Annotated in this window: 19 protein-coding genes and 1 pseudogene; 14 read left to right on the forward strand and 6 right to left on the reverse strand. The window is 67.4% G+C overall.

Annotation, left to right across the window (positions count from 1 at the left end; all coding sequences use genetic code 11):
• Positions 1–50 precede the first annotated feature (50 nt).
• Positions 51–2,777 carry a TonB-dependent receptor gene (locus AC1RJ9_RS21230; protein WP_492839943.1) on the reverse strand — a complete coding sequence of 909 codons (2,727 nt, stop codon included), beginning with the start codon at positions 2,775–2,777 and terminating at the stop codon, positions 51–53.
• Between the two features lie 303 nt (positions 2,778–3,080).
• On the opposite strand from AC1RJ9_RS21230, the gene AC1RJ9_RS21235 reads away from it, so the two are divergent.
• Positions 3,081–4,907, forward strand: a complete 1,827-nt coding sequence (locus AC1RJ9_RS21235) for an alpha-amylase family glycosyl hydrolase (protein WP_492839944.1) — start codon at positions 3,081–3,083, stop codon at positions 4,905–4,907.
• On the forward strand, positions 4,886–6,529 hold the full coding sequence (locus tag AC1RJ9_RS21240) for an alpha-amylase family glycosyl hydrolase (RefSeq protein WP_492839945.1): 1,644 nt from the start codon (positions 4,886–4,888) through the stop codon (positions 6,527–6,529). The genes AC1RJ9_RS21235 and AC1RJ9_RS21240 overlap by 22 nt, the downstream gene beginning before the upstream one ends.
• On the opposite strand, the pseudogene AC1RJ9_RS21245 reads toward AC1RJ9_RS21240, so the two are convergent.
• Positions 6,526–7,628 (reverse strand): annotated as a pseudogene (locus AC1RJ9_RS21245) (LacI family DNA-binding transcriptional regulator). The gene AC1RJ9_RS21240 and the pseudogene AC1RJ9_RS21245 sit on opposite strands and share 4 nt — an antisense overlap.
• Positions 7,629–7,863: 235 nt before the next feature.
• Between AC1RJ9_RS21245 and AC1RJ9_RS21250 the strand changes: the two are divergent.
• From AC1RJ9_RS21250 to AC1RJ9_RS21260, 3 genes are all read left to right on the forward strand, one after another.
• Positions 7,864–9,366, forward strand: coding sequence for an MFS transporter (locus AC1RJ9_RS21250; protein WP_492839946.1), 1,503 nt, complete (start codon positions 7,864–7,866; stop codon positions 9,364–9,366).
• A 37-nt stretch (positions 9,367–9,403) separates the two neighbouring features.
• Positions 9,404–11,722: a glucan 1,4-alpha-glucosidase gene (locus AC1RJ9_RS21255; protein WP_492839947.1), complete on the forward strand. Its 2,319-nt coding sequence runs from the start codon at positions 9,404–9,406 to the stop codon at positions 11,720–11,722.
• A gap of 121 nt (positions 11,723–11,843) precedes the next feature.
• Positions 11,844–14,192 carry a methyl-accepting chemotaxis protein gene (locus AC1RJ9_RS21260; RefSeq protein WP_492839948.1) on the forward strand — a complete coding sequence of 783 codons (2,349 nt, stop codon included), beginning with the start codon at positions 11,844–11,846 and terminating at the stop codon, positions 14,190–14,192.
• On the opposite strand, the gene AC1RJ9_RS21265 is transcribed toward AC1RJ9_RS21260, so the two are convergent.
• Positions 14,189–15,280 (reverse strand): serine hydrolase domain-containing protein, encoded by a 1,092-nt coding sequence (locus tag AC1RJ9_RS21265; protein ID WP_492839949.1) that lies wholly within the window; start codon positions 15,278–15,280, stop codon positions 14,189–14,191. The two genes, AC1RJ9_RS21260 and AC1RJ9_RS21265, sit on opposite strands and share 4 nt — an antisense overlap.
• Positions 15,281–15,424: 144 nt before the next feature.
• Here AC1RJ9_RS21265 and AC1RJ9_RS21270 point away from each other — a divergent pair, with 144 nt between their 5' ends.
• From AC1RJ9_RS21270 to AC1RJ9_RS21305, 8 genes are all read left to right on the forward strand, one after another.
• Entirely contained in the window at positions 15,425–16,525 is a 1,101-nt protein-coding gene (locus AC1RJ9_RS21270; RefSeq protein WP_492839950.1) for a ChaN family lipoprotein, read from the forward strand.
• A gap of 50 nt (positions 16,526–16,575) precedes the next feature.
• A complete protein-coding gene (locus AC1RJ9_RS21275; RefSeq protein ID WP_492839951.1) occupies positions 16,576–17,070 on the forward strand; it encodes a GAF domain-containing protein in 495 nt (164 codons plus the stop codon).
• A gap of 94 nt (positions 17,071–17,164) precedes the next feature.
• Entirely contained in the window at positions 17,165–18,316 is a 1,152-nt protein-coding gene (locus AC1RJ9_RS21280) for a GNAT family N-acetyltransferase (RefSeq protein WP_492839952.1), read from the forward strand.
• On the forward strand, positions 18,316–19,236 hold the full coding sequence (locus AC1RJ9_RS21285; protein WP_492839953.1) for a glycosyltransferase family 2 protein: 921 nt from the start codon (positions 18,316–18,318) through the stop codon (positions 19,234–19,236). The genes AC1RJ9_RS21280 and AC1RJ9_RS21285 overlap by 1 nt, the downstream gene beginning before the upstream one ends.
• Positions 19,152–20,156, forward strand: coding sequence for a hypothetical protein (locus AC1RJ9_RS21290; protein ID WP_492839954.1), 1,005 nt, complete (start codon positions 19,152–19,154; stop codon positions 20,154–20,156). Before AC1RJ9_RS21285 ends, AC1RJ9_RS21290 begins: the two co-directional genes overlap by 85 nt.
• Positions 20,157–20,194: 38 nt before the next feature.
• The gene (locus AC1RJ9_RS21295; RefSeq protein WP_492839955.1) at positions 20,195–20,719 is read left to right on the forward strand and encodes a flavin reductase family protein; all 525 of its coding nucleotides are present in this window, start codon (positions 20,195–20,197) and stop codon (positions 20,717–20,719) included.
• A 65-nt stretch (positions 20,720–20,784) separates the two neighbouring features.
• Complete coding sequence (locus AC1RJ9_RS21300) at positions 20,785–22,281, forward strand: CoA-acylating methylmalonate-semialdehyde dehydrogenase (RefSeq protein ID WP_492839956.1); 1,497 nt, start codon at positions 20,785–20,787, stop codon at positions 22,279–22,281.
• A gap of 18 nt (positions 22,282–22,299) precedes the next feature.
• Positions 22,300–23,271: a M15 family metallopeptidase gene (locus AC1RJ9_RS21305; protein ID WP_492839957.1), complete on the forward strand. Its 972-nt coding sequence runs from the start codon at positions 22,300–22,302 to the stop codon at positions 23,269–23,271.
• Positions 23,272–23,385: 114 nt separating this feature from the next.
• On the opposite strand, the gene AC1RJ9_RS21310 is transcribed toward AC1RJ9_RS21305, so the two are convergent.
• The 3 genes from AC1RJ9_RS21310 to AC1RJ9_RS21320 form a co-directional block, all read right to left on the reverse strand.
• Entirely contained in the window at positions 23,386–23,604 is a 219-nt protein-coding gene (locus tag AC1RJ9_RS21310; RefSeq protein WP_492839958.1) for a hypothetical protein, read from the reverse strand.
• 206 nt (positions 23,605–23,810) lie between these two features.
• Positions 23,811–24,536, reverse strand: coding sequence for an endonuclease III domain-containing protein (locus tag AC1RJ9_RS21315; protein ID WP_492839959.1), 726 nt, complete (start codon positions 24,534–24,536; stop codon positions 23,811–23,813).
• A gap of 80 nt (positions 24,537–24,616) precedes the next feature.
• Entirely contained in the window at positions 24,617–25,183 is a 567-nt protein-coding gene (locus AC1RJ9_RS21320; RefSeq protein ID WP_492839960.1) for an NUDIX hydrolase, read from the reverse strand.
• Positions 25,184–25,476: 293 nt separating this feature from the next.
• Between AC1RJ9_RS21320 and AC1RJ9_RS21325 the strand changes: the two genes are divergently transcribed.
• Positions 25,477–25,941 (forward strand): (2Fe-2S)-binding protein, encoded by a 465-nt coding sequence (locus AC1RJ9_RS21325; RefSeq protein ID WP_492839961.1) that lies wholly within the window; start codon positions 25,477–25,479, stop codon positions 25,939–25,941.
• Positions 25,942–25,943: the final 2 nt, after the last annotated feature.

Genomic DNA, 25,943 nt, shown 5'->3' on the forward strand with positions numbered 1-25,943 from the left:
GGCAGGACCGACAGGGGCGCCAAGGCTTCTTCGGGGAAGGAGTGGTCGGCTTAGAACCGATAGTTCAGGCCGACGAGATAGGTGCGACCGTAGTTCTGGTAGTCGATGACCTGGCGCGGATCGTTGTTCTGGTAGGTGACGAAGGGCTCGTTGGTCAGGTTGTTGACCTGGGCCAGGACCGAGAGGCCCTCCATCGGGCCGTCGCTGAAGGTGTAGCCGATCTGGCTGTCGACGACGGACTCGCCCTTGACCATCCGGTAGTTGCGGCCGTTGCCGAAGCCGGTGACCTCGCCCAGGAACTTCGAGCGGTAGCGGTCGCTGACGCGGAACGAGAAGCCGTTCTTCTCGTAATAGACGGTCAGGTTGGCGACGGTCTTGGACAGGCCGGGGATCTGCTGGGTCGGATCGCTCGGGTTGGGCTGGATCGAGCTCTCGGTGTACGAAGCGCTGAAGGTGGCGCCAAAGCCGTCCAGCACGTCGGTGAACAGCGCGCCGGGGATCGAGGCGGCGAATTCGACGCCCTTCAGATTGCCGCCCTTGCCGTTCTGCGGCGTGGTGACCAGGCCCAGGCGCGTGGCCGGGGTCGGACCGCCGCCGGTCGGGAAGCCCGTGAAGTCGAACACGACGCTCTGATCGTAGACGTAGGTCTTCAGGTCCTTGTAGAAGGCGGCCAGCGAGACATAGGCCTGACGGCCGAAGTACTTCTCGTACGACACGTCATAGGCGTCGGCGCGCCAGGGTTCGAGCTCGGGATTGCCGCCCGTGCCGCTCCAGGGCGAGAAGTTGATGTTGCTGTTGCCGGCCTTGGCGGCGTCGTAGCTGAAGGTCTTGCTGGCGCGCATCTGGTCCATCCGCGGACGGGCCAGGGTGCGGGCGACGGCGAAGCGCAGGGTCTGCTCGGCCGGCAGGTGGAACTGCAGGTTCATGCTGGGCAGGAAGTCGGTATAGGTCTTGCCGCCCGACAGGTTGGTGCGGGTCACGCCCGCGCCCGTGCCGCTGGCGCCCAGGGCGGTCGAGCTCTGGTCGGTGTTGACGATCTGGAAGCCGAAGTTGCCGGTGACCGGCACGCTGCCGACGGCCGCGTCGATATTGGCCTTCACATAGCCGATCGTGACCTTTTCCTCGACGTCCCAGCTCTTGACCAGCACATCCGAGTTCGGGTTCCGGACCAGGTCGTACGCGCCGTTCTTGATCAGGGCGAACGGATCGTAGCTGACCATGCCGGCGATGCCGATGAAGGCCAGAGAGGTCGTGCCGACGATGGCCGACGAGGGGAGCGCGACGCTGGCCGGCGAGCCCTTCGCGCGCAGGAACCACTCGTCATTGACGAGGCCCTTGGAGCGTTCGCTGTAGTTAAAGCCGACCTCGAAGCTCGACAGGCCGTCGTCCAGCGCCTTGGTCGCCGAGAAACGGGCCGCCTTCAGCTCGTCCTCGATGTGTGGCTGGTTCAGATAGCCGTCCTGGCCGCCGGTGATGATGTCGCCGCCCCAGCCTTGCGGGCTGGTCAGCTTGATCACGTTCGGGTCGGCGTAGTTCAAGGTCGACTTGAAGATCGCCACGCCGTCGTCGTTCATCGAGAACGTCATGTTGTCGGTCGCGCCGACGCCCGAGCGGCCCGTGCCCGAATAGCTCTCGACGATCTGGTCGGTGCGGTCGACTTTCGACCACGACAGGTCGCTGACCAGGGCCCAGTCGTCGCCGACGTTGAACCTGTTGTTCCAGCCGACCGACTTGATGGTCGCGTCGCGGTCGTTGCCGTCGTTGCGGACCACGCCCTTGACGCCGTTGAAGGCGCCGCTGTTGACGAAGCCGCCCGAGGCCTGGGCCCCGGTCAGCGGCACGCCGCCCCAGACCAGCGGCAGTTCGATGCCGCGCTGGATCTGGTGGTTCTTGAACTTCGAATAGAAGACGTCCAGCGACGAGCTGAAATTGTCGGTGGGCTTGAACTCCAGGACGCCGATGACGCCGTCGCGCTTCAGCATGCTGGACTGCACGTACGGCTTGGCGCCACCGATCACCAGGTTGCCCGAGGCGTCGGTCGGATAGCCCCATGAATTCCAGCGCTCGGCCTGATAGGGCGACTCCATGTGGGCGTAGCCCAGGGCCAGGCCCAGCTTACCGTCCATGAACTGGTCGATGTACGAGATCGAGAAGCGGTTGCCGTGGGCCTTGGTGCCGGCGTTCAGGGCGCCGATGTCGTTCCACTCGTAGCGGGCGCCGATCGCCAGGGCGCGCTTGCCGAAAGCCAGCGGACGGACGGTGCGCATGTCGGCGGTGCCGGCCAAGCCCTGGCCGATCAGGCCGGCGTCCGGGGTCTTGTAGACCACGACGGCGCTCAGCAGTTCCGACGGATACTGGTCGAACTCGACGCCGCGGTTGTCGCCGGTCGAGACCTGCTCGCGGCCGTTCAGCAGGGCGGTGGTGAAGTCCGGCGCCAGGCCCCGGATCGAGATGACCTGACCGCGACCGTCCAGGCGCTGTGCGGTCAACCCGGGAAGACGCGCGATCGACTCGGCGATCGACATGTCCGGCAGCTTGCCGATGTCTTCGGCCGAGACGGCTTCGACGATCGAGGTCGAGCTTTTCTTCAGCGAGATGGCGCCTTCGATGCCGCGGCGGATGCCGGTGACGACGATCTCTTCGACCTTGCTGTCATCCTGAGCAGCGGGTGCGGTGGTTTGCGCTTGAGCCGAGCCGGCCACGGCGAACGCCAGGACCAGGCCGGTGGCGCCGCCCGCCATCAGCCACGCACGACGACGCGAAACTTGGGTGTTCATGGAATGCTCCCTCCCTGTCCGGCTCTGCGCTCTTGCAAACTTGCGATCGGGCCGTTGCTGCAAACTACCGCAAATTAACGCGCTGTAATCAACCCAAAAAATTGCAAATCCGGCGCCGGGCTCGCCGTGGGATCACCGGAATGGGGCGTTGTGTGGTTTCTTTGCGCCACTTGTGCTGCGCAAATTTGTTGGAAGGGTCTGCAAATCCAGTCCGTCGGGCGGATTGACAGGTTGCTGTTGGTTCTGCAAATTCTTGCAAATAATTGCAATGGCGGCTGTCGTCCGCCGCGAGGGGAGGGAGCGATGTCGGCGTTGACGCCTTGGCGACGAACGCTGCTGGCCGTGACGGCCCTGGGCGTGCTTGGCGTGGGTGCGCTGGCCTCGGTCGCGTGCGCTGCTCCGGGCTCCTATCGCCTCCGCAAGCCCCAGGACGAAGTGATCTATTTCGTCCTGCCCGACCGCTTCGAGAATGGCGACGCGGCCAATGACCACGGCGGACCCCCCATCACGCAAAGGGGGGCGGGGCCGCTGGTCGACGGCTTCGACCCGACGCGGGCAGGTTTCTATCACGGCGGCGATCTGAAGGGCGTGACCCGGCGGCTGGACTACATCCAGGGCCTGGGCGCGACGACGGTGTGGCTGGCGCCGATCTTCAAGAACCGCGCGGTGCAAGGGTCGCCCGGCCACGAGTCGGCCGCGCACCACGGCTACTGGATCACCGACTTCACCGATGTCGATCCCCACTTCGGGACCAGGGCCGAGTTCAAGGTGCTCGTGGACGCGGCCCATGCCCGGGGCCTGAAGGTCTATATGGACATCGTCGTGAACCACACGGCCGACGTCATCCAGTACAAGGAATGTCCGGACGGCCGCTGCGCGCATCGTGGCGTCGCCGACTATCCCTATGTTCGCCAAGGCGGCCTCGGCGGCGCGCCGATCAATGCTGGTTTCGACGGCAAGGACTTCACCAAGCTCAAGACGCCGAGCTGGGCCTACACGCCTTATGTTCCGGCGGGGCAGGAGCACCTCAAGAAGCCGGATTGGCTGAACGACCCGATCTACTACCACAACCGGGGTGACAGCACGTTCGCGGGCGAGAGCTCGCTGCTGGGCGATTTCGCCACGCTGGACGACGTCTTCACCGAGAACCCCCGCGTGGTCGCGGGCTTCATCGAGATCTACGGCCAGTGGATCGACGATTTCGGGATCGACGGCTTCCGCATCGACACCGCCCGTCACGTGAACCCCGAGTTCTGGCAGGCCTTTGTTCCGGCCATGCTGGCGCGCGCCAAGGCCAAGGGCATCCCGAACTTCCACATCTTCGGCGAGGTGTTCGACGCCGATCCGGCGATCCTGGCCAGTCACACCAAGGTCGACAGGCTGCCGGCCGTGCTGGACTTCGCCTTCCAGGCGGCGGTCGCCGATGTCGCCCTGGGCCGGACCGGGACCGATCGCCTGGCCCGCGTCTTCGCCGCCGATCCCGTCTACGAAGGCGGCGAGGCGACCGCGCGTCAGCTGCCGACCTTCCTGGGCAATCACGACATGGGCCGGATCGGCTGGTTCGCGCTGAAGGCCAAGCCAGGGATAGGCGATGACGAGTTGCTGGCCCGTGTCACCCTGGCCAATGCCCTGATGCTGACCGCGCGGGGTGTCCCGACGATCTACTACGGCGACGAGCAAGGCTTCACCGGCGACGGCGATTACGCGGACAGCCGCGAGGACATGTTTGCGAGCCAGGTGGCCAGCTACAACGACAACCGTCTGATCGGCTCAAACGCCAAAGGGCCGAGATCCGCCTTCGGGACCGACGCTCTGCTCTATGGCCGTATCGCCGAACTCGCCAGGCTGCGCCAGGCGACGTCGGCGCTGCGCGAAGGGCGCCAGGTGGTCCGTGTCGCCAGTGAAAAGCCCGGCCTGTTGGCCTTCTCGCGTCTGTTGGGCAAGACCGAGGTATTGGCTGTCTTCAACACCGGCGACCAGCCGCTGAACGCCAATATCCCGGTCGAGACCGGTTCCGTCGCCTGGCGGGCGCTGCACGGCGCATGCGCCGCGACGGCGACCGCGCCCGGCAGCTATTCCATCGAGCTGAAGCCGCTCGACTACATGATTTGCGTTTCCGAGGGACGATAGTGACAGTGCAGGTTCTGGTTCGCCCCGGTGCGGAGACGTCGATGAACGCGGAGTGGTGGCGCGGCGCGGTGATCTATCAGGTCTATCCGCGCAGCTTCGCCGACTCGAACGGCGACGGGGTCGGCGACCTGCCGGGGATCACCGGCCATCTCGACCACATCGCCTCGCTGGGCGTGGACGGGGTGTGGCTGTCGCCGTTCTTCACCTCGCCGATGAAGGACTTCGGCTACGACGTCTCCGACTATCGCGACGTCGATCCGATCTTCGGGACCCTGGCCGACTTCGACGCCCTGATCGCCAAGGCCCACGCCCTAGATCTGAAGATCATCATCGACCTGGTGTTCTCCCACACCTCGGAAGAGCACCCGTGGTTCACGGAAAGCCGTCAGGACCGGACCAACGCCAAGGCCGACTGGTTCGTCTGGGCCGACGCCAAGCCGGACGGCAGCCCGCCCAGCAACTGGCAGTCGGTGTTCGGCGGCCCGGCCTGGACCTGGGACGCCCGCCGCGGCCAGTACTACATGCACAACTTCCTCAGCAGCCAGCCGCAGCTGAATCTGCACAATCCGGCGGTGCAGGAGGCTCTCCTGGCCGTCACCCAGTTCTGGATCGACAAGGGCGTGGACGGCTTCCGCTTCGACGCCATCAACTTCTCGATGCACGACCCGAAGTTCACGGACAATCCGCCGCTGCCGCCGGGCGGCAAGCGCACGCGGCCGTTCGACTTCCAGGACAAGATCCACAACCAGAGCCACGCCGACATCCCGAAGTTCCTGAGCCGCCTGCGGGCGCTGACCGACGCGGCGGGCGGCCGGTTCTCGGTGGCGGAAGTGGGCGGCGATCACGCCGACCGCGAGATGAAGCTGTTCACCGCCGGAAACGACCGCCTGAACAGCGCCTACGGCTTCCTCTATCTCTATGCCGACAAGCTGACCGGCGACATGATCCCGCGCGGCGCGGCCATGTGGCCGGGCGAGGACGGGGAGGGCTGGCCGTCGTGGACCTTCTCGAACCACGACGCCCCGCGCGCGGTGTCGCGCTGGGCCGAGGGGCGCGACCGAAAGGCCTTCGCCGAGATGTGCCTGTTGCTGTTGATGGGCCTGCGCGGCAATGTCTTCGTCTATCAGGGCGAGGAGCTTGGCCTGCCGCAAGCCCATGTGCCGTTCGAGCGCCTGCAGGATCCCGAGGCCATCGCCAACTGGCCCCAGACCCTGGGTCGCGACGGCGCCCGCACGCCGATGCCGTGGGTGGGTGGCGCTATCAACGCCGGCTTCTCGCGTGTCGAGCCCTGGCTGCCGGTCGATCCCGAGCACCTGCCGCTGGCGGTGGACGTCCAGGAGGCGGATCCGACCTCGACCCTGCATGTGGCGCGTCGCCTGATCGCCTTGCGGAAAGCCTATCCCGCCCTGCGCACCGGCGCGATCAGCTTCGTCGACACCAACAGCCCGCTGCTGATCTTCCAGCGCGGGGAGGGGGCGAACGCGGTGCTGCTGGCCTTCAATCTCGGCCATGAGGCGGCGACCTGGTCGCTGCCGGAGGGGTGGGCGATCGTCGACGGGGTCAACCTGGGCGGCGAGGGCGAAATGCCGCCGTGCGCCGGGCTGATCGCGCGACGGGTTTAACCGCCGCAGCTTTCGCGAATGATCAGGTCCGTCGGCACGCGTTCGGACCGGCTGGCCCGCTCGCCGCTGTCGAGCAGCTTGGAGACCATCAGCCGGCCGGCCTTGTTGGTGTCCTGGGCGATGGTGCTCAACGCCGGGCTGGCGTAGCGGCTGAAGGGGACGTTGTCGAAGCCCATCACCGAGACGTCGCCGGGAACCGACAGACCGGCGTGCTTCAGGGCCCGCATGGCGCCCAGCGCGATCAGGTCGGACGCCGCGACGACGCCGTCGAACGCCACGCCGTGATGGATCAGGCTGTCGACGGCGGCCTCGGCCGACTCGACCTCGAAGTGGGCTGGGACGATCAGGTCTGGGTCGACGCCCAGCTTGGCGTGATCGAGGGCGTCCAGATAGCCGCGATGGCGCTGCATGGCCTCGGGGGCCTCGGTGTCGCCGAGGAAGACGATGCGCTTGCGGCCCAGGCGCTGCAGGTGAAGCGTGGCGCGGCGGCCGCCCATCACGTTGTCCGAGCCGACCGAGCAATAGTTCTGGTCCGGCAGCTGGGCGCCCCAGACCACAAAACGGTTCTCGGTCTCGGCCAGGCGGTTGAAGGCCGCGTGCAGTGAGCTCTGGCCCAGGAAGATCACGCCCTCCGCCCGGCTGGTGGTCATGGCCGAGGACAGGTCCTCGAAATTGGTCGGGGCGATGTGGCTGAGGATCACGTCGCAGCCGCGCTCGCGGGCCGCCTCGCCGACGCCGGCCAGCAGCTCGAGGAAGAACGGATCCGACATGCTGCTGGCGCGGCCCTGCGGACGGGGCGTGACGATGGCGATCGTCGCCTCGGCCCCGATCGGACCGGCGGGCATGTAGCGGCGGAACGGATAGTCCATCTCGCGCGCCAGCTTCCAGATCAGCTGCTTGGTGCGCTTGTTGACGGCCGGGCTGTCGTTGAGGGCTCGCGACGCGGTCGAGATCGAAACCCCCGCCAGCTTGGCCAGGTCCTCCAGTCGCGTCGCCCCCTTGCTCACCTTACGCCCGTCCCTGTTCGACTGTTGATGCTGCAAAGATTTCTGCAAACTTTTTCAGAGGCCCATAAGGCGCCGTTCGATGGGGTTTGCAAGCCGAGCCGATTGAAAATGGGCGTGAAAACTACTGCAAATCATGGCGCGAACCTTGCCGCGCCGCCGGTGGCGGATGTCGGGTTTTGGGTGGCCTTTTCGCGAGAAATCTCAACAAATAATGGATTCTCCGTTGCGCCCATTGACGGCGCATGCGCAAATGCCCGTCACGAAAGTTCATGAAAAAACTTGCGAACCAGTCGGGCTAACCGGCGGTCGGAGCGGGGCGGAGGACCGATGGCCAGGCAGAGGCTCAGTTTCCTGCAGATCTGGAACATGTGCTTTGGGTTCTTCGGAATCCAGATCGGTTTCGGCCTGCAGAACGCCAACACCAGCCGCATCTTCCAGACCCTGGGCGTCGATGTGAACCATCTGGCGATCCTGTGGATCGCCGCGCCGGCCACGGGCCTGCTGGTCCAGCCGATCATCGGTCATCTGTCCGACAAAACCTGGGGGCGTCTGGGTCGCCGCCGGCCGTACTTCTTCTGGGGCGCGATCCTCACCACCCTGGCCCTGTTCGTCATGCCCAACGCGCCCGCGCTGTGGGTGGCGGCGGGCGCGCTGTGGCTGATGGACGCCTCGATCAACATCACCATGGAGCCGTTCCGCGCCTTCGTCGGCGACAACCTGCCCGACAAGCAGCGCGCCACCGGCTACGCCATGCAGAGCTTCTTCATCGGCCTGGGCGCGGTGCTGGCCTCGGCCCTGCCGTGGATGCTGACCAACTGGCTCCACGTGTCGAACACGGCGCCGGCGGGGCAGATCCCCGACGCCGTGCGGATCGCCTTCTACGCCGGCGGCGCCGGCCTGCTGCTGGCCGTGATGTGGACGGTGTTCACGACCAAGGAATACACGCCCCAGCAGTTGGAGGCGTTCGAGGCGGCCGAGTTCGACAACGGCGTCCACGAGAACCCCGAGCCGTCAGTCAACGCCTATCTCGGCCTGGCTCTGGGCGGCTTGCTGGGCGGGCTGGCCCTGGCCCTGATCGTCTGGGGCTGGAAGCTGGAGAAGGAGCTCTATGTCCTGGCGGGCCTGCTGGCCGTGTTCGGCGTGGCGGGAGTGGTCGGCGTTCGCCTCAAGCGGCGAGGCATGACGCAAAACGGCTTTTCCGAAGTGCTGGACGACTTCTTCCGCATGCCCAAGACCATGCGCCAGCTGGCGGTGGTGCAGTTCTTCTCTTGGTTCGGTCTGTTCGCCATGTGGATCTACACGACGCCCGCGGTGGCGGCGGTCCACTTCCACGCCGTCGATGCAACGTCGAAGGCCTATAACCAAGGCGCGGATTGGGTGGGCGTGCTGTTCGCCGTCTACAATGGCGTCGCGGCCCTGGCGGCCCTGGTCATCCCGCTGATGGTTCAGGCTACCAGCCGCAAGGTCAGCCATGCCGCCTGCCTGATCCTGGGCGCCCTGGGCCTGCTGTCATTCCTGCTGATCCGCGAGCCGGGGATGCTGTGGATCGGCATGATCGGCGTCGGCTTCGCCTGGAGCTCGATCCTGTCGGCCCCGTACTCGATCCTGGCCGGGGCCCTGCCGGCGCGGAAGATGGGCGTCTACATGGGCATCTTCAATTTCTTCATCGTCATCCCGCAGCTGCTGGCCGCGACGGTGCTGGGCCTGCTGCTGAAGAGCTTCTTCGGCGGCCAGGCGATCTACGCCCTGGTGCTGGGGGCCGCATCCTTCGCCATCGCCGCCGCCACGACCTTCCTCGTCCGCGACCGTGTCGCCGGCGAGCCCGCCTGATCCTCCCTTTCCCTTCCAGCCTGACGAGGTCCTCGCCATGCGCCGCCTGAAACTTCTCGCCCTGGCCTCGGCCGCCGCCTTCACCGCCAGCGGCGCCCACGCCGCCGCGCCCACCACCTGGGCCTATGCGGCCAAGACCGGGGTCGGCGCGTCCTACGAGGCCTATGTCGACGGGGCCTACAAGGCCGGCGGCAAGACCGGGGCGGTGTCCAAGGTTTGGTTCTCGATCGCCGACGGCGTGCTGACCGAGACCATGTACGGCCTGATCCACGAGGCCCAGATCAAGCAGATGCGCATCGCCGTCCAGACCGCGACGGGCCTGGCGGTCGAGGGCGCGGACACCACGTCGAAGACCGAATATCTGCATGTCGACGCGGCCGGCCGTCCGCTGTCGCCGGCCTACAAGATCACCACCACCGACCGCCAAGGCCGCTTCGTCATCGAGAAGCGGATCTTCACCGACCCGGACCGTAACGCCTTGTTCGTGCGCGTGACCGTCAAGGCGTTGAGGGGCCCAGTCACGCCGACCCTGGTGCTGGAGCCGCACATGGCCAACACCGGCGGCGGCGATACCGGCGCGGCCTCGACGGCGGCGCTGACCGCCTACGAGGGCAAGGCGTTCCTGAGCCTGAAGGGGACCAAGCCTTTCGCCAAGGCCTCCGCCAGCGTGTTGAAGGACAACGACGCGCTGCTCGGCCTGAAGGCCACGACGACCTCGGCCAAGGGCGCGATCGTCCTGACCGGCCAACTGCCGGCCGTAAGCAAGGAAGCGACCTTCGACTTCGCCGTCGGCTTCGGTCCGGACGCCAAGGTCGCCGACGCCACCGCCGCCGCGACGCTGAAGACCGGCTATGCCGAGGTGCTGGCCCGCTTCAACGGCGAGGGCGCGCGGGTGGGCTGGGAAGACTATCTGGCCTCGCTGACGCAGCTGCCGCGCCTGCGTGAAGCGTCGGAAGACGGCGGCAAGCTGGTCCAGGCCTCGGCCCTGATGCTGAAGGTCCAGGAGGATCGCACCCACGCCGGGGCCCTGATCGCCTCGCTGTCGAACCCGTGGGGCGACACGGTCGACGCCACCCAGTCTTCGACCGGCTACAAGGCCGTCTGGCCGCGCGACTTCTACCAATGCGCCATGGCCCTGGCCGCCCTGGGCGACAAGGAGACGCCGCTGGCGGCTTTCCACTACCTGCCGACGGTGCAGGTCGGAGCCAAGACGCCCGGCAATAAGGGCGATGGCGGCTGGTTCCTGCAGAAGTCGCACGTCGACGGTACGCCCGAATGGGTCGGCGTCCAGCTGGACCAGACGGCCATGCCGATCATGCTGGGCTGGAAGCTGCGGAAGCTGGGCTGGCTGTCGGAGGCCGAGCTGAAGACCTATTACGGCGAGATGCTGAAGCCGGCGGCCGACTTCCTGGTCAAGGGCGGCAAGGTCGACCTGGGCTGGAACCACGCGACCATCACCCCGCCGTTCACCCAGCAGGAGCGCTGGGAAGAGCAGGGTGGCTACTCGCCTTCGACGACCGCCGCCGTGATCGCGGGTCTGGTCGTGGCCGGCGACATCGCCGAGGCCGCTGGCGACAACGCCTCCGCCGAGACCTACCGCAGAACCGCCGACGACTATTCATCCAAGGTCGAGGCCCGCATGGTCACGACCAAGGGCGCGTTCGGCGACGGTCACTACTACCTGCGCCTCAACAGCGACCAGGACCCGGACAACAAGAGCCCGGTCGAGGAACGCAACGGCCAGACGGCGGTCCCCGAGGACAGGATGCTGGACGCCGGCTTCCTGGAGCTGGTCCGCTACGGCGTGCGCCGCGCCGACGATCCGGCCATTGTCGCCAGCCTGCCCAAGCTGGACGACGAGGCGATGGAGGACCTCTATCGCGTCCGCTACGGCTTCACCTTCCCCGGCGTCGACGGAACCTTCCCCGGCTGGCGCCGCTACGGCGTCGACGGCTATGGCGAGGATACCAAGACCGGCGCCAACTACGGGGCCGACGGCCAGATGCGTCCGGGCCAGCGCGGCCGCGTGTGGCCGATCTTCACCGGCGAGCGCGGTCACTACGAACTGGCCCTGGCCGGTGTCTCGGGAGAACCCGACGCGGCCTCCATCAAGAAGATCCGCGACACCTATGTCCGCGCCATGGAGCTGTTCGCCAACGAGGGCCTGCTGATCCCCGAACAGGTCTGGGACGGCGTCGGCGCGCCGAGCGCTCATGGCTACACGCGCGGCGAGGGGACCGACAGCGCTACGCCCCTGGCCTGGAGCCACGCCGAATACGTCAAGCTGCTGCGCTCGGTCAGCGACGGCCAGGTGTGGGACAACTACGCGCCTGTGAAGGCCCGTTTCTCCCGCTAGGGTAACTGTTCGGGATGCGCGGATTGTCGCAGTTCGGCGCGTCCGCGGCATGGTTAACGGGTAGTTTAGGATTCGGCCGCGAAGACAGGGTTAACAGCCCTGCTCGCGGCCGGAGACCTTCATGACAGCGTTCCGTCGATTGACCATCGCCTGGAAATTGATCCTCGTGGCGGGTCTCGCGATCGGCTTCCTGCTCATCGCCGCGGCGGTCGCGGTGTCGTCGCACACCAGCGCGATCGTCTCGGGCCTGACCAACCGCTACGCCGGTGCGGTGGCCGATGACGCGATCCAGAGTGTCCAGGCCGACATCGGCAAGGTCCAGTCGACGGCGCGGTCGATGGCCGTCTCGATCGGCGCGGCCCATGAGGCGGGCATGACCGACCGGGCCACGGTGGTCCAGATGCTGAAGCCCAACGCCGAGTCCTCGGCGATGGTGCTGGGCAGCTGGTACATGGCCGAGCCCAACGCCTTCGACGGCAAGGACGCCGAGTTCGTCGGCAACACCGCGTCGGGCTCGAACAAGGCCGGCAACTTCTCGCCGTACTGGGTGCACGACGGCGACAAGGTGATCTTTCAGCCGCTGGACCAGGGCAACGAGTACCAGGAGCCCTACTACGCCATCCCCAAGCAGACGGGGAAGTCGACCGTCGTCGAGCCCTATTCCTACGAGGTCGCCGGCAAGTCGGTGTTGATGACCTCGGTCGTCTACCCGGTGTTCTCGCACGGCCGGTTCATCGGCGCGGCCGGTCTCGACATGGCGCTGGACAGCGTCTCCAAGACCCTGGGCGCCCTCAAGCCGCTGGGCGGCGGCCGGGTGATGATGCTGTCGCCGAGCGGCAAGTGGATCGCCCATCCCGATCCGGCCAAGCGCACCCAGCCGTATTCGGATGCCGGCGCCGACCAACTGCAGAGCGTCCTGGCCGGCGGCGCGATCGTCGAGGTCAAGGGCGTCGTCGACAATGGCGTGCCGATGGCCCGCATCATCCGTCCCGTCCCGATCCCGGCTTTGAATACAACCTGGGCCCTGGTCATGGATGTGCCGGTGGCCGCCATCACGGGTCCCGCCGACCGCCTGGCCAAGATCCTGTTCGTCGGCGGGCTTGTCATCACCGCCGCCGTGCTGGCGGCGCTGTTTTTCGCCAGCGCCGCCCTGGTCAAGAAGCCACTGACGGGGCTGACCCGCAGCGTCGACAAGCTGAGCGCCGGCCGCTACGACGAGGCCGTTCCCGGTATCGACGGCGGCGACGAGATCGGCGCCATCGCCCGCGCCCTGGACGGCTTCCGCCACGACCTGGCCGATGGTCAGCGCCGCCGGGCCGAGCAGGAGGCCGAGCGCGCCGTGGCCGAGGCCGCCCGCCTGCGTCACGAGCAGGAAGCGCAAGCCTTCGCCGCCGCCCAGGCCAAGGCCGTCGCCAACCTCGGCGAAGGCATGGAGCGTTTGGTCGACGGCGACCTGATCTGGCGCATGCGCGAGGACGACTTCCAGGGCGACGCGGTGAAGATGCCGCGCGACTTCAACGCCGCCGTCGAAAGCCTGCAGGCGACCATGGCCGGCATCCTGACCGCCGCCCGCAGCATCCGCGGCGGCTGCGCGGAGATCAGCAGCGCCGCCGACGATCTTTCGCAGCGGACGGAGCGCCAGGCCGCTGGCCTTGAGCAGACCGCCGCCGCCCTCGACCAGATCACCGCCACGGTGAAGCGCAGCTCGGAAGGCGCCGAGCGGGCGCGTCAGGTGACGATCAGCGCCAAGGCCGCCGCCGAACGCAGCGGCGCGGTGGTCCAGGAAGCCGTCCAGGCTATGGGCGGCATCGAGAAGTCCTCGCAGTCGATCACCCAGATCATTGGCGTCATCGACGAGATCGCCTTCCAGACCAACCTGCTGGCGCTGAACGCTGGCGTCGAAGCCGCCCGCGCCGGCGATGCCGGCCGTGGCTTCGCGGTGGTCGCTCAAGAAGTGCGGGCCCTGGCCCAGCGCTCGGCTGATGCGGCCAAGGAAATCAGGGGCCTGATCCGCGCCTCCAGCGACCAGGTCGGCAAGGGCGTCAAGTTGGTCGGCGAGACGGGCGAGACCCTGGCGCAGATCCTCACCCAGGTGGCCGAGATCAACGAACTGGTCGGCGAGATCGCCTCGTCCTCCAAGGAGCAGGCCGTGGGCCTGGCCGAGGTGAACCAGGCCGTGAACCAGATGGACCAGGTCACCCAGCAGAACGCCGCCATGGTCGAGCAGTCGACGGCCGCCAGCCACGCGCTCTCGACCGAGGCCGCCGAACTGGAACGCCTGATCGGCCGCTTCCAGGTCGGCGCGGTGGTCCACGAACTGCCCGCCCGCGCCGAGCGCCGTCCAGCGGCTCCGGTCCAGCGTCCGACGGCGGCTCCAACCCGCGAGAGCTTCCGCCAGCGCTACGTGCAGGGCGCGAACGCCCTCAAGGTCGCGCCGAGCTCACGTCCGGGCGAGTGGGAAGAGTTTTAGGGCGCTACCTGGAACCGATCCGAGACGAACTTGCTCAGTCGCCCTGCCAGGAATGGCGGGGCGACATTGCTTAGGGCGACGATCACGCCCTCGCCGCCGTCGATGATCCGAAGGTCGCCGGCCATGCCGGGTGCGCCGCCGTTGTGGCCGACGATGGTCAGGGGGCTCGGATAGATGGCGATGCCGTAGCCGTACTTCATGCCATCGCCCAGATCGACGAAGCCCGTGGTCATCTGCTTGCGATGCGTCTCGTCCAACAGGCGGCCGTCGTAGAGCGCCATGGCGAACTTCACGAAGTCCTCCGCCGTTGCGTAGCCGCCACCCGCCGAGGTTCCGCGCCAAGGCAGGCCGCCGGCCAGTGTGAAGTCAGCCTTCTCATGTTCGTAGGCCACCGCGCGGCCGGGCACGGGCGTGGTCTCCGGTTCGAAGCCGCTGCCGGTCATGCCGGCCGGCTGGAAAATGTGGTCGCGGACATAGTCGTAGTAGCTCTGGCCGGAGACCGCCTCGATCACCCGGCCCAGCAGGATGAAGCCGTAGTTGGAATAGTCGTCCTTGGAGCCCGGCTCGAAGTCCGGGGTCCGCTTGCCGAACAGGTCGACATAATCCTGCAGCGTCCGCACCTGGTCACGCCTGGCCTCGTATTCCGGTGTGAAGATGTCGCCCGCGCCGCCCTGGTGGGTCAGCAGGTGATGCAGGGTGACCTTCCGGGCCCAGTCGGCGTTGGGATAGTCCTTGAGATAGGTGATCAGCGGCGCGTTGACGTCCAGTTTGCCGGCCTGGGCCAGCTGCATCACGGCGACGGCGGTGAAGGTCTTGTCCATCGAGCCGACCCGGAACTTGGTGTCCGCCGTGTTGGGGATCTTGCGCTCGCGATCGGCCCAACCCTGGACGAAGGTCGCGAACGGCTGGCCCTTGCGGGCGACCATGACGACGCCCGAATAGTCATCGCCCATCTCGGCCAACCTGCCGGCGATCGCCGTGGCCAGGGCTGCGTCTGGCAGGCGCGCGGGGGCTGGGGCGACTTGCGCGACAGCCGGCGCGGGCAGGGCGAGCGCGGCCAGGAGGCCAACGAGCAGGCGAAGCTTCATGTCGAGAATCCACTTGAGGTGGAGCGACGTTCGCTCAAGCGCTGTCATGTGTCTATTTGCAAGTCGTTCGCAAAAATGCTGGCGTTGGGACGGGCAACCCGGATACGTCAGGACTTGAGGTTCATCCCTGGAGCGCCGATGTCCATGAAGTCCTGGCTTGTTTCCCTGCCGATCCTGGCGCTGGCCGCGTCGTCGCTGATGACGTCGGGCGCCGTGGCCCAGACCGCGCCGATCGTGAAGCCCGTCGGTGACGCCTACCAACTGAGCCGGGGGCTGGAGGACTTCTACGATACCGCGTTCGTCATGAAGGACGCCGAGACCGGCAAGCCCCGCGTCGTGAGCTTCGCCGAGGCCGCCGAGTTGCTGTCGGGCTACGACGTCGTGTTCTTCGGCGAAAGTCACCGCCATCCCGGCGTGCATCTGCGGCAGCAGAAGCTGTTCCGCGCTCTGGTGGCCAGGAACCCGCGCTACATCCTGTCGCTGGAGCAGTTCGAGCGCGACACCCAGCCGGTGGTCGACGCCTATCTGGGCGGCAAGGTCGGCGAGAACGCGCTGAAGGAAAAGGGCAGGGCCTGGGACAACTATCCGACCTCGTACCGGCCGCTGGTCGAGTTCGCCCGGACCCACGGCTTGCCCGTGGTGGCCGCCGAGGCGCCGACCTGGGCGATCTCGTGCATCGGCCAATGGGGCCCCGAGATCCTCAGCCAGTTCACGCCGGAGGAACGCGGCTGGATCGCGCGCGATCTCAATCCGGGGACCGGCGCCTATCGCGCCAAGTACATGCGCTTCCAGTCGGGCGCCGCGGCCCACGGCGGCGGCGGGGGCCAGTCGCCCGAGGCGCCGCTGAAGGCCGAGCGCAGCCTGGCCGGCCAGACCGCCCGCGACGACACCATGGCCGAGGCCATTTTTATGGCGCTGAGAGCCCATCCGGGCTCAAAGGTCCTGCATCTGAACGGCAATTTCCATAGCGCGGCCTTCCTGGGAACCGTCGAGCGGCTGAAGCTGCGCGACCCCGCCCTCAAGATCGCGGTCATCGACCCCCTGGAGGTCGATGACGCCAAGGCGCCGGCCTTCAAGGCCGCCGACCTGGAGAACGGCACGCTGATCCAACTGATCTATCCAAATCCGCCGACCTTCGTGGACGGCGAGGACACCGGCGCGTGGGTCCAGGCCCTGATGGCCAAGCGCAAGGCCAGCGCCTGCAAGTACTCGCCGCCGGGGACCGCTGAGCCGGCCAAGCCCTAAACCCGCGCCGCCCCTCTGACATCCGCTGATGGCCGCGCTATATCCCCGCCATGGCCGAAGCGTTCAACGACATCACCCTCTCCGCCGACAAGGCGACCCGCTATGCCGAGGTCGCCGACGAGATCGCGTCCGTGCTGGATGGCGAGCCCAACGTCACCGCCCGCATGGCGACCGTGGCCTCGATGCTGGCCAACAGCTTCGACCACTATTTCTGGACCGGCTTCTACGTCGTGGATCCCATGAAAGAGCGCGAACTGGTGGTCGGGCCCTATCAGGGCTCGCTGGGCTGCCTGCGCATCGCCTATGGGCGCGGCGTCTGCGGGGCGGCGGCGGCCACGGGCGAGACCCAGCTTGTGCCGGATGTGCACGCCTTCCCGGGCCACATCGCCTGCGACAGCCGATCCGAGAGCGAGATCGTCGTGCCGGTCTTCGGCCCCGACGGCCAGTTGATCGCGGTGTTCGACGTCGATTCCGACAAACCCGCCGCGTTCGACGCCACCGACCAGCTGTGGCTGGAGAAGATCCTCAAGACGACGTTTGCATAAAAGGCCGGCCGAACCGCCGGTCTGACACATGGCCTGCCGATTGCAGGCCTTGATCCATCTTTCCCTAACCCGAGCCGGAGTAGGACAGGTGGACATGTTGGACGTCGAAACCCTACACCCGAGCCTGCTGAGCGCCGAAGACGTGGCGCTGTGGCGGAGCCTGGCCGCCGCTCAGGCGGGTTTCGGCAATCCGTTGCTGGGTCCCGACTTCGCGCAAGCCATTGGAAGCGTTCGGGAAGACGCGCGCGTGGCGGTGGTCCGCCGCGACGGCCAGACCCAGGGCTTTCTAGCCTATCACCGCCGGCCGGGCGGCCTGGCGCGGCCGATCGGTTCTCCGTTGTCGGACTATCACGGCCTGGTGGCCCGTCCCGATGCGGGACTTGATCTGGGACAGGTGCTGCGCGCCGCTGACGTCTCGGTGTTCCGCTACACCGGCCTCGTCGATCCGAATGGCCTGTTCCCGGCCTCGCCGGAGACCGACCGCACGGCCTATCTGATCGATCTGGGGGGGACGACCGCCGAGGCCTATCTGGAGGCCATCCGCGCCGCGAGCCCCAAGAAGATCAAGAACTACCGCCGCCTGGACAACAAGCTGGACCGCGAGATCGGGCCGGTGCGCCTGGTCGCGGGCGATGTTTCGCGCGACGCGTTCAACCAACTGATCGACTGGAAGCGCGAGCAACTGGAGCGCACCGGCGCCCACGACTTCCTGCGCGCCGACTGGACCCGCGAGTTGATGGCGGACCTGTTCGCCCGCCGCTCGGGCGACTTCCGGGGGCTGATGATCAACCTTTATGCCGGCGACACGCTGGTGGGCGGCCACTTCGGCGTCCGCCTGGGCGAGGCGTACCATCCGTGGATCGCCTCGACCTCCCCCGAACACGCCGCCTGGTCGCCGGGCCAGATCTTCTTCCTGCGCGCCATCGCGGCGATGCCGAAACTGGGCCTATCCCGCTACGATCTCGGCCCCGGCCATGACCACTACAAGCGGTCCTACGGCCTCAACACCGTGACGATCGGCGAGGGCGCGGCGACCGCCGCCACGATCGGCGGGCGCATGGCGCTGTCGATCGAGAACGCCTGGACGATGGCCGGCGCCCACGGCGCGGGTCCGGTCGGCCGCCTGCGCCGCCGCATGGACGCCATCGCCAGCACCGAACTGACCATGTCCGGCCGCGTGCGCGACTTCGTCGGGGCCGTGGCCTCGCGCGCGCATCGCCGCCAGGGAGACCATCCGGAGGTCTGATGCCGCGCGTGACGATCATGATTCCGACACAGCGGCGTCCGGACGGCCTGGCCGTCGCGGCGCGCTCGGTGTTCGGCCAGACCGGCGTCGACCGCGCCGAACTAGAGCTGGTGATCGTTGACAACGACCAGGTCCCGTCCGCCAAGCCCGTGGCCGACATGCTGGCCAAGGCCGCGCCGTTCCCCTTGGTCTACGTCCATGAAAAGCGCCCCGGCGTGGCCTTCGCCCGCAACGCCGGCATGGTCCGCGCCTCGGGCGAGCTGATCGCCTTCCTGGACGACGACGAGGAGGCCCCGGCCGGCTGGCTGGCGGCGCTGCTGGCGGCCCAGGTCCGCTACGACGCCGACGTGGTGTTCGGTCCGGTCCGAACTCGCGCCCCGGATCACATCGTCGAGCACCGCGACTATCTGGAGCGCTTTTTTTCGCGCGAAGGTCCCGCCGAGGCCGGTATCCTCGACCACTACTACGGTTGCGGCGACAGCCTGATCCGCCGCGCGGCCCTGCCGGATCCGGTCACGCCGTTCGCGATCGAGCGCAATCACATCGGTGGCGAGGACGACATGCTGTTCGGCCACATGCGCGTGGCCGGCGCGCGCTTCGCGTGGGAGCCGGCCGCCTGGGTCTGGGAAGAGCCGGTGCCCAGCCGCATGAACCTTCGCTACACGATCGCCCGCGCCTTCGCCTACGGCCAGGGCCCGACCTCGCACTGCGCCGCGGCCACGCCGCGCGACACTCTGGGCGTCGCCCGCTGGATGATCATCGGTCTGGGCCAGGCCGCCGTCTTCGGGGCCGTCGCCGGCTTCAAGTGGCTGACCCGCGCCAGGGACCGCGCCGAATGGCTGGACCGCGCCGCGCGCGGCCTGGGCAAGACCTTCTGGTGGGGCCCCTTCAAGATCCATTTCTACGGGAGGACCGCATGAGCGTGATCACCGACTGGACGGCGGACAAGGCCAAGGCCTTCGGCCGCGAGAACCTGATGTTCAAGCACGCCCTGCACGAGCGTCCGATGTTCGACGACGAGGGCCTGGCGCGCCTGCTGGACCAGTATCCGCGCGACAAGCTGGGCGTCTTCACCATGGGCGAGGATCCCAAGGCCTGGACCACCTGGCGCAAGGGCTCGGCCGGCGATCTGACCGGAGATCAGTTGCTGGAAGGGGCCAAGACCGGCCGCATCTGGCTGAACCTGCGCCAGACCAACGAGCATGTGCCGGAATACGCCGCCCTGGCCGATGAGATCTTCGCCGACAAGGAAGCCCACGTGCCGGGCCTGCGCACCTTCAAGCGCGATGTCGGCATGCTGATCTCCAGCGCCAACGCCCAGGTCTTCTATCACCTCGACGTGCCGCTGGTGTCGCTGTGGCAGCTCCGCGGCGAGAAGAAGGTCTGGGTCTATCCGGTGGCGGACCCCTATGTCGGCGACCAGGCTCTGGAGAAGATCGTCCTGCGCGAGACCGCCGAGCAGTTCGCCTTCGAACCCGAATGGGACAAGGGCGCTCAGGAAGTGGTGCTGACGCCCGGGAACATGGTCACCTGGAAGCAGAATGCTCCGCACCGGATCGAGAACGGTCCCATGCTGAACGTCTCGATCTCGGTCGAATTCATGACCCCGCCGGCTTTGATGCGGGCCAACGTCATCTACGCCAACGGCGTGCTGCGCCGGCGCATGGGCATGAGCCCGCGCGTGCAGGAAGGTTTCGGGCCGACGGCGCTGGGCAAGCTGGCCGTGGCGCGTGGAGCCAAGGCCCTGGGCCTGCAGACGCCGCACGTGCGCCACCTACCGATCACCTTCGGCCTGGATGCCGCGCGACCGGGCGTTTTGGTCGAGCCCGTGCACGGCTGACCTTGCCGACCGCCGATCTTTGCCGCACTGCTTAGGCAATGAGTAAAGCGGTTACGATCGAACTGGGGGAGGGCGCCGAGCACGACGCCCGGGCCCTGCGCAATGCGTTCGGATGCTTCACGACCGGGGTGACGGTGATCACCACCGTCCGCGAGGACGGTCGCAAGGTCGGGCTGACGGCCAATTCCTTCACCTCGGTGTCGCTGGACCCGCCGCTGGTCCTGGTCTGCGTCGACCTGAAGTCGTCCAGCCTGTCCTCCCTGGACGCGGCCGGCCGCTGGGCGGTCAACGTCCTGCACGCCGAGCACCAGGCCCTGGCCCGCCAGTTCGTCCAGAAAGACACCGACCGTTTCGCCGGCGTCGAGACCGAGATCTGGCGCACGGGCGTGCCGATCCTGCCGGGCTGCATGGCCAATTTCGAGTGCGAGACGCACCACGTCTTCGACGCCGGCGACCACCGGGTCTATGTCGGGCGGGTGGTCAAGCTGCGCTACGACCCCGACCATGAGCCGCTGGTCTATCTGCAGGGCCGGTTCCGCCGCGTCCATGTGGACGCGGAATGACTTCGCGCGATACGGCGTGAACCTTGGATGCTATTGACGCTCAAAACAGCGTTAGGGAGCGCATCATGCGAGACATCGCCCATTTCGTGAACGGTCAGACCCTGACCGGAGCCTCCGGCCGCTTCGGCGACGTCTTCAATCCCAACACCGGCGAGGTCCAGGCGCGCGTCCAGTTCGCCACCGACGCCGAGCTCGACGCCGCCGTGCAGGTCGCCGCCAAGGCGCAGATCGGTTGGGCCGCCACCAACCCGCAGCGCCGCGCCCGGGTGATGTTCGAGTTCAAGCGCCTGATCGAGCGCGACATGAACGCGCTCGCGGAGATCCTGTCGTCCGAGCACGGCAAGGTCATCGCCGACTCCAAGGGCGACATCCAGCGGGGCCTGGAAGTCATCGAGTTCGCCTGCGGCATTCCCCACATCCTGAAGGGCGAATACACCGAGGGCGCCGGTCCCGGCATCGACGTCTATTCGATGCGCCAGCCGTTGGGCGTCTGCGCGGGCATCACACCATTCAACTTCCCGGCCATGATCCCGATGTGGATGTTCGGCATCAGCATCGCGGTGGGCAACACCTTCATCCTCAAGCCGTCGGAGAAGGATCCGACCGTGCCGGTCAAGCTGGCCGAGCTGATGATGGAAGCCGGCGCGCCCGCCGGCGTGCTGAATGTCATCCACGGCGACAAGAGCGCCGTCGACGCCATCCTGACCCACCCGCTGATCCGCGCCGTCAGCTTCGTCGGCAGCTCCGACATCGCCCACTACGTCTACCAGACCGGAACGGCGCACGGGAAACGCGTCCAGGCCATGGGCGGCGCCAAGAACCACGGCATCGTCCTGCCCGACTCGGACATGGACCAGGTGGTCAAGGATCTCTCGGGCGCGGCCTTCGGTTCGGCCGGCGAGCGCTGCATGGCCCTGCCGGTGGTGGTGCCGGTCGGGAAGAAGACCGCCGACGAGCTGCGCGAGCGGATGGTCGCCGAGATCGCGACCCTGAAGGTCGGCGTTTCCACCGACCTCGACGCCCACTATGGCCCGGTGGTCAGCGCCGCGCATCGCGACAAGATCGCCGACTACATCCGCATCGGCGTCGAGGAAGGCGCGGAGCTGGTCGTTGACGGTCGCGACTTCCAGCTCCAAGGCTTCGAGAGGGGCTTCTTCATCGGCCCGTCGTTGTTCGACGGCGTCAGGAAGGGCATGAAGACCTACCAGGAGGAGATCTTCGGCCCGGTGCTGCAGATGGTCCGCGCCGACAGCTTCGAGGAGGCCGTGTCCCTGCCGTCCGAGCATCAGTACGGCAACGGCGTCGCCATCTTCACCCGCAACGGCCGCGCGGCGCGCGAGTTCGCCGCCAGCGTCAATGTCGGCATGGTCGGCATCAACGTGCCGATCCCGGTGCCGGTCGCCTACCACACCTTCGGCGGCTGGAAGCGCAGCGCGTTCGGCGACACCAACCAGCACGGCGTCGAGGGCGTGAAGTTCTACACCAAGGTCAAGACGGTGACCGCCCGCTGGCCGGAAGGCGAGGTGGGCGACTCCAGCTTCGTCATTCCGACGATGAAGTAACTTTCAGAGGGGGCGGCGATGAGCATGCTGGTTCGACGATCCTTCCTGTCCATCGCCGCCGCCGGGCTCCTGGTCCCGACCGCGTTCGGCCAGACGAAGGCCGAGTGGGCCGCCATCGGCCAATACGGCGACAAGGCCGCGCCCTTCACCGTCTTCGAGAAGGACGGGGCGCTGCACATTGACGGCGAGGGCTTCAAGTCCGCGCGCCTGACACCCTCGGGCGGCGGTCGCTATGACATCGCCGGCGGCGGCGAGCTGGTGCTGGAGAGAGGCGCGGCGCGTCTGAATGGCAAGGCCCTGGCCTTCCACGACTTCGGGGCCGAGGTTCGCGAGCGGATCCACGGGGCCGTGCGCGCCGATCCGGTCGCCCTTCGCCAACGGGCTCTGGCCGCCACGCCGCCGGTCGAGCCGGGCGAGCGCTTGCCGTCCCATCTCGTCGACGTGACGACCATCGATCCTGGTATCAAGCTCGACATCCGCTACGCCGGCCAGGACAACTTCATGGGCATTCCGCTTTACGAGACGCCGGCGGCCTACATGCAGCGGCCGGCCGCCGAAGCCCTCGGGCGGATTCACAAGGCGCTGGCGGCCAAGGGCTACGGCCTGCTGATCCACGACGCCTATCGGCCCTGGTACGTGACCTGGATGTTCTGGGAGGCGACGCCGCCGGAGGACCATGTGTTCGTCGCCGACCCGGCGCAGGGCTCGCGTCACAACCGCGGCTGCGCGGTGGACCTGACCCTCTACGACCTCAAGACCGGCCAGGCCGTCGAGATGCCCGGGCGCTACGACGAGTTCTCGACCCGCTCCTACGCCGACTTCGTAGGCGGCACGACGGCGCAGCGGGCCCGGCGCGCGATCCTGCGTCAGGCGATGGAGGCCGAGGGCTTCACCGTCTATCCCGAGGAGTGGTGGCACTTCGACTACCGCGACTATCGCCGCTACCCAATCGGGACGAAGACGTTCACGGAGCTGGGGGTGAGGCGGTAGGGCCGCTCGCGTCGAGCGTCAGGGCTGGGCTGAAGTCGGAAATCAGCGCCCTCGCCGGAAGCGGACCAAGATGTAGGAGTGTGGGGGCCCTGCTTTCGACAGGGCCCTCGGTAGTCAGATCAGCGAAGGCTGAGGATCGAGCGCGTCGAACTCTTCGTCGGTCAGCAGCCTGAGGCAGTTGGCTGACTGAAGTGCGAGGTGCCGATCATCGACGCTGACAATGCTGGGCGAGACCTCGGCGGTCCATCGAGCTTCACCCCAAAAATCTAGGCATCGGACGAAGGCTCCGGCTTGACCGCCGAAGCCTTCAAGCCTGAAGTTGAATTGGGTCATTTGACCCTCCTGACAAACCCGCCGTGATTCAGCGAGCCCAAGTAGTATCGACTCGCCCAACCCTGTCTCAGTTCCCCACGTTCAAGTAGGGGGCGGGGCCTGAAGCGACCTATCGAACTACCGACTAGGGTCGGAAGCACCCATCGCTAGCGGCATCCGTGACCGACCAGGAACGACCGCAAAACCCTCCTTTATGAGACCTGGGTTCAGTCCCGCGGTCGCCAGGCCAACACATCGGCGCTGTGACCCACCCCCGTCTTGGCGCACATCGACTTGATCGGGCACGCCCCGCACTTCGGCCCCTCGTGCGGACACAGCATCTGGCCCAGGCCCCGCTTCAGCAGCCAGTGCAGTTCGAACAGGTCGTCGGCGGTCCACGTGTCCGGCGCCAGGGCCATCAGCGTGTGATAGGCCTGAGCCGTGTCGCCCGCGCCGACCAGGCCGATGCGCTTGGCGACGCGGTGGACGTGGGTGTCGACCACCAGGCTGCGCATGGCCAAGTCGCTGAAGTTCAGCACGCAGGCGGCGACCTTGACGCCCACGCCGGGCAGGGCCTGCAGCTCCCAGCGGGCCTGATCGACCTCCAGGGTCTTCAGGTGGTTCAGCGACAGCCAGCCGACCTTGGCCTGGATCATCTTCAGGGCGGTGGTCAGGTGACGGGCCTTGTCGGCGGGGAAGGCGACATCGTCGATGATCCGGGCCACGGCCGCGACCGGCGCCTGGGCCAGGTCCTCCCAGCACTTGAACTCGGCCCGCAGGCGCAGGAAGGCCGCCCACGAGACGGCGTCCAGGGTGCGGCCGCTGATCGACGACTTCACCAGTTGCGAGATCGGATCCATGCGCGCGACAGGTCGCTGCGGGCCGAACTCACAGAGAAGGGCGTCGCGCACGCTTTCCAGCGGCGACCGGGCCAGGCCTAGGGACAGCTGCATGGGACCTCGCCGGGGTAGAACATAATGGGAACATTATGCGTGACGAACGGCGTTGTCCACAGGCGTTTGCTTGGGTTGGATCAGCGGCTGTAGCGGCCCCACAGCGCCGTCACGCGGCGGCGCAGGCGCTGGAAGGCGACGCGCGCGGGCGTCGGCGCCGGGTCGAACGCCGGGCGCTCCTCCTCGGGCAGGGCGACGCCGGCGAAGTTGGCGATCAGGTCGCGCAGCGCGGGCTCCTGGACGGCGAGGGCGGCCTCGACCGGGGTCATCCAGTCCAGCGTGCGCTGGCCCTTCTCCGGCCAGGCTTGGAGTTCGCCGGTGACCTCGAGCGTATAGACGTCGACCTTGACCATCCGCGCCGCGCCGCTTTTCAGCTTCTTGAGGTACTCGTACTCGCCGATCGGCTGGTCGGCGATCACGCCCACCAGGCCGGCCTCCTCATAGGCTTCCTGGGCGGCGGCGGCCGAGTCGGTCTTGTCCCTCATCGGCCAGCCCTTGGGGATCACCCAGCGGCGGGTCTCGCGCGACGAGACCAGCAAGACGCGCAGGGCCTCGCCCTCGCCCCGCCAGGGCAGGGCCGCGACCTGACGGCGCTTGCCGTCGCCCCCTGTTTTGCCCGTTCCCGCCTTGCCGCTCGACCTCGCCACGTCACCCCAATCCCAAGTCCGCGAACCGCGTGGTCCGTCGGACCCGCAGAATAATGGCTGCTGTCGCCCGAGTCGTCGCGTTGAACGTCGGTGCGACAACTCGCTCACGCGCTCCGCGTGCGGAGCCGCCCTAGTGAATATCGTCTGTAAACGGATTGATTCTCCGGGGGCGAGGGAAAACCACGCGCGTGGGCGGGTGTCAAATTCGTTCGATATTTTTGGCTGGCTGGGCTCGCGCGCGGAGCTTCCCTCAGGCAGGATCACGCCCGTTCAATCGGGATCGGAGCCGTGTCATGGCCTTCACGCTGACCGTCAATGGAGAGACCCGGACAGCCGATGTCGACGGCGACACCCCGCTGCTGTGGGTGCTGCGCGACACGCTGGGCCTGGTCGGAGCCAAGTTCGGCTGCGGGGCGGCCCTGTGCGGGGCCTGTACGGTGCACCTGAACGGCGCGCCGGTCCGGTCCTGCGTCACGCCGGTCAGCCGGGTGGGGGATCGGGCGGTGACCACGATCGAAGGCGTCGGCAAAAATCCTGTCGGGGCCAAGGTTCAGGAGGCCTGGAAGGCGATCGACGTGCCGCAGTGCGGCTACTGCCAGGCGGGCCAGATCATGTCGGCCACGGCGCTGCTGACCGCCAAGCCCAAGCCGACCGACGCTGACATCGAGGCGGCCATGAACGGCAACCTCTGCCGCTGCGCGACCTATCTGCGGGTCAAGAAGGCGATCAAGGCCGCGTCCGGCCAGGTGGAGGTCTGATC

It is taken from the genome of Caulobacter sp. GW822-FHT07D08 (assembly GCF_058798735.1).

Bases quoted from the DNA above. Each gene is read 5' to 3' on its own strand.
- AC1RJ9_RS21250 (WP_492839946.1), top strand. From the start codon at position 7,864: ATGGCCAGGCAGAGGCTCAGTTTCCTGCAGATCTGGAACATGTGCTTT.
- AC1RJ9_RS21310 (WP_492839958.1), bottom strand. From the start codon at position 23,604: ATGACCCAATTCAACTTCAGGCTTGAAGGCTTCGGCGGTCAAGCCGGA.
- AC1RJ9_RS21270 (WP_492839950.1), top strand. From the start codon at position 15,425: ATGAAGTCCTGGCTTGTTTCCCTGCCGATCCTGGCGCTGGCCGCGTCG.
- AC1RJ9_RS21280 (WP_492839952.1), top strand. From the start codon at position 17,165: ATGTTGGACGTCGAAACCCTACACCCGAGCCTGCTGAGCGCCGAAGAC.
- AC1RJ9_RS21325 (WP_492839961.1), top strand. From the start codon at position 25,477: ATGGCCTTCACGCTGACCGTCAATGGAGAGACCCGGACAGCCGATGTC.
- AC1RJ9_RS21290 (WP_492839954.1), top strand. From the start codon at position 19,152: ATGGCTGGACCGCGCCGCGCGCGGCCTGGGCAAGACCTTCTGGTGGGG.
- AC1RJ9_RS21260 (WP_492839948.1), top strand. From the start codon at position 11,844: ATGACAGCGTTCCGTCGATTGACCATCGCCTGGAAATTGATCCTCGTG.
- AC1RJ9_RS21300 (WP_492839956.1), top strand. From the start codon at position 20,785: ATGCGAGACATCGCCCATTTCGTGAACGGTCAGACCCTGACCGGAGCC.
- AC1RJ9_RS21315 (WP_492839959.1), bottom strand. From the start codon at position 24,536: ATGCAGCTGTCCCTAGGCCTGGCCCGGTCGCCGCTGGAAAGCGTGCGC.
- AC1RJ9_RS21230 (WP_492839943.1), bottom strand. From the start codon at position 2,777: ATGAACACCCAAGTTTCGCGTCGTCGTGCGTGGCTGATGGCGGGCGGC.
- AC1RJ9_RS21235 (WP_492839944.1), top strand. From the start codon at position 3,081: ATGTCGGCGTTGACGCCTTGGCGACGAACGCTGCTGGCCGTGACGGCC.
- AC1RJ9_RS21295 (WP_492839955.1), top strand. From the start codon at position 20,195: ATGAGTAAAGCGGTTACGATCGAACTGGGGGAGGGCGCCGAGCACGAC.
- AC1RJ9_RS21305 (WP_492839957.1), top strand. From the start codon at position 22,300: ATGAGCATGCTGGTTCGACGATCCTTCCTGTCCATCGCCGCCGCCGGG.
- AC1RJ9_RS21285 (WP_492839953.1), top strand. From the start codon at position 18,316: ATGCCGCGCGTGACGATCATGATTCCGACACAGCGGCGTCCGGACGGC.
- AC1RJ9_RS21265 (WP_492839949.1), bottom strand. From the start codon at position 15,280: ATGAAGCTTCGCCTGCTCGTTGGCCTCCTGGCCGCGCTCGCCCTGCCC.
- AC1RJ9_RS21255 (WP_492839947.1), top strand. From the start codon at position 9,404: ATGCGCCGCCTGAAACTTCTCGCCCTGGCCTCGGCCGCCGCCTTCACC.
- AC1RJ9_RS21275 (WP_492839951.1), top strand. From the start codon at position 16,576: ATGGCCGAAGCGTTCAACGACATCACCCTCTCCGCCGACAAGGCGACC.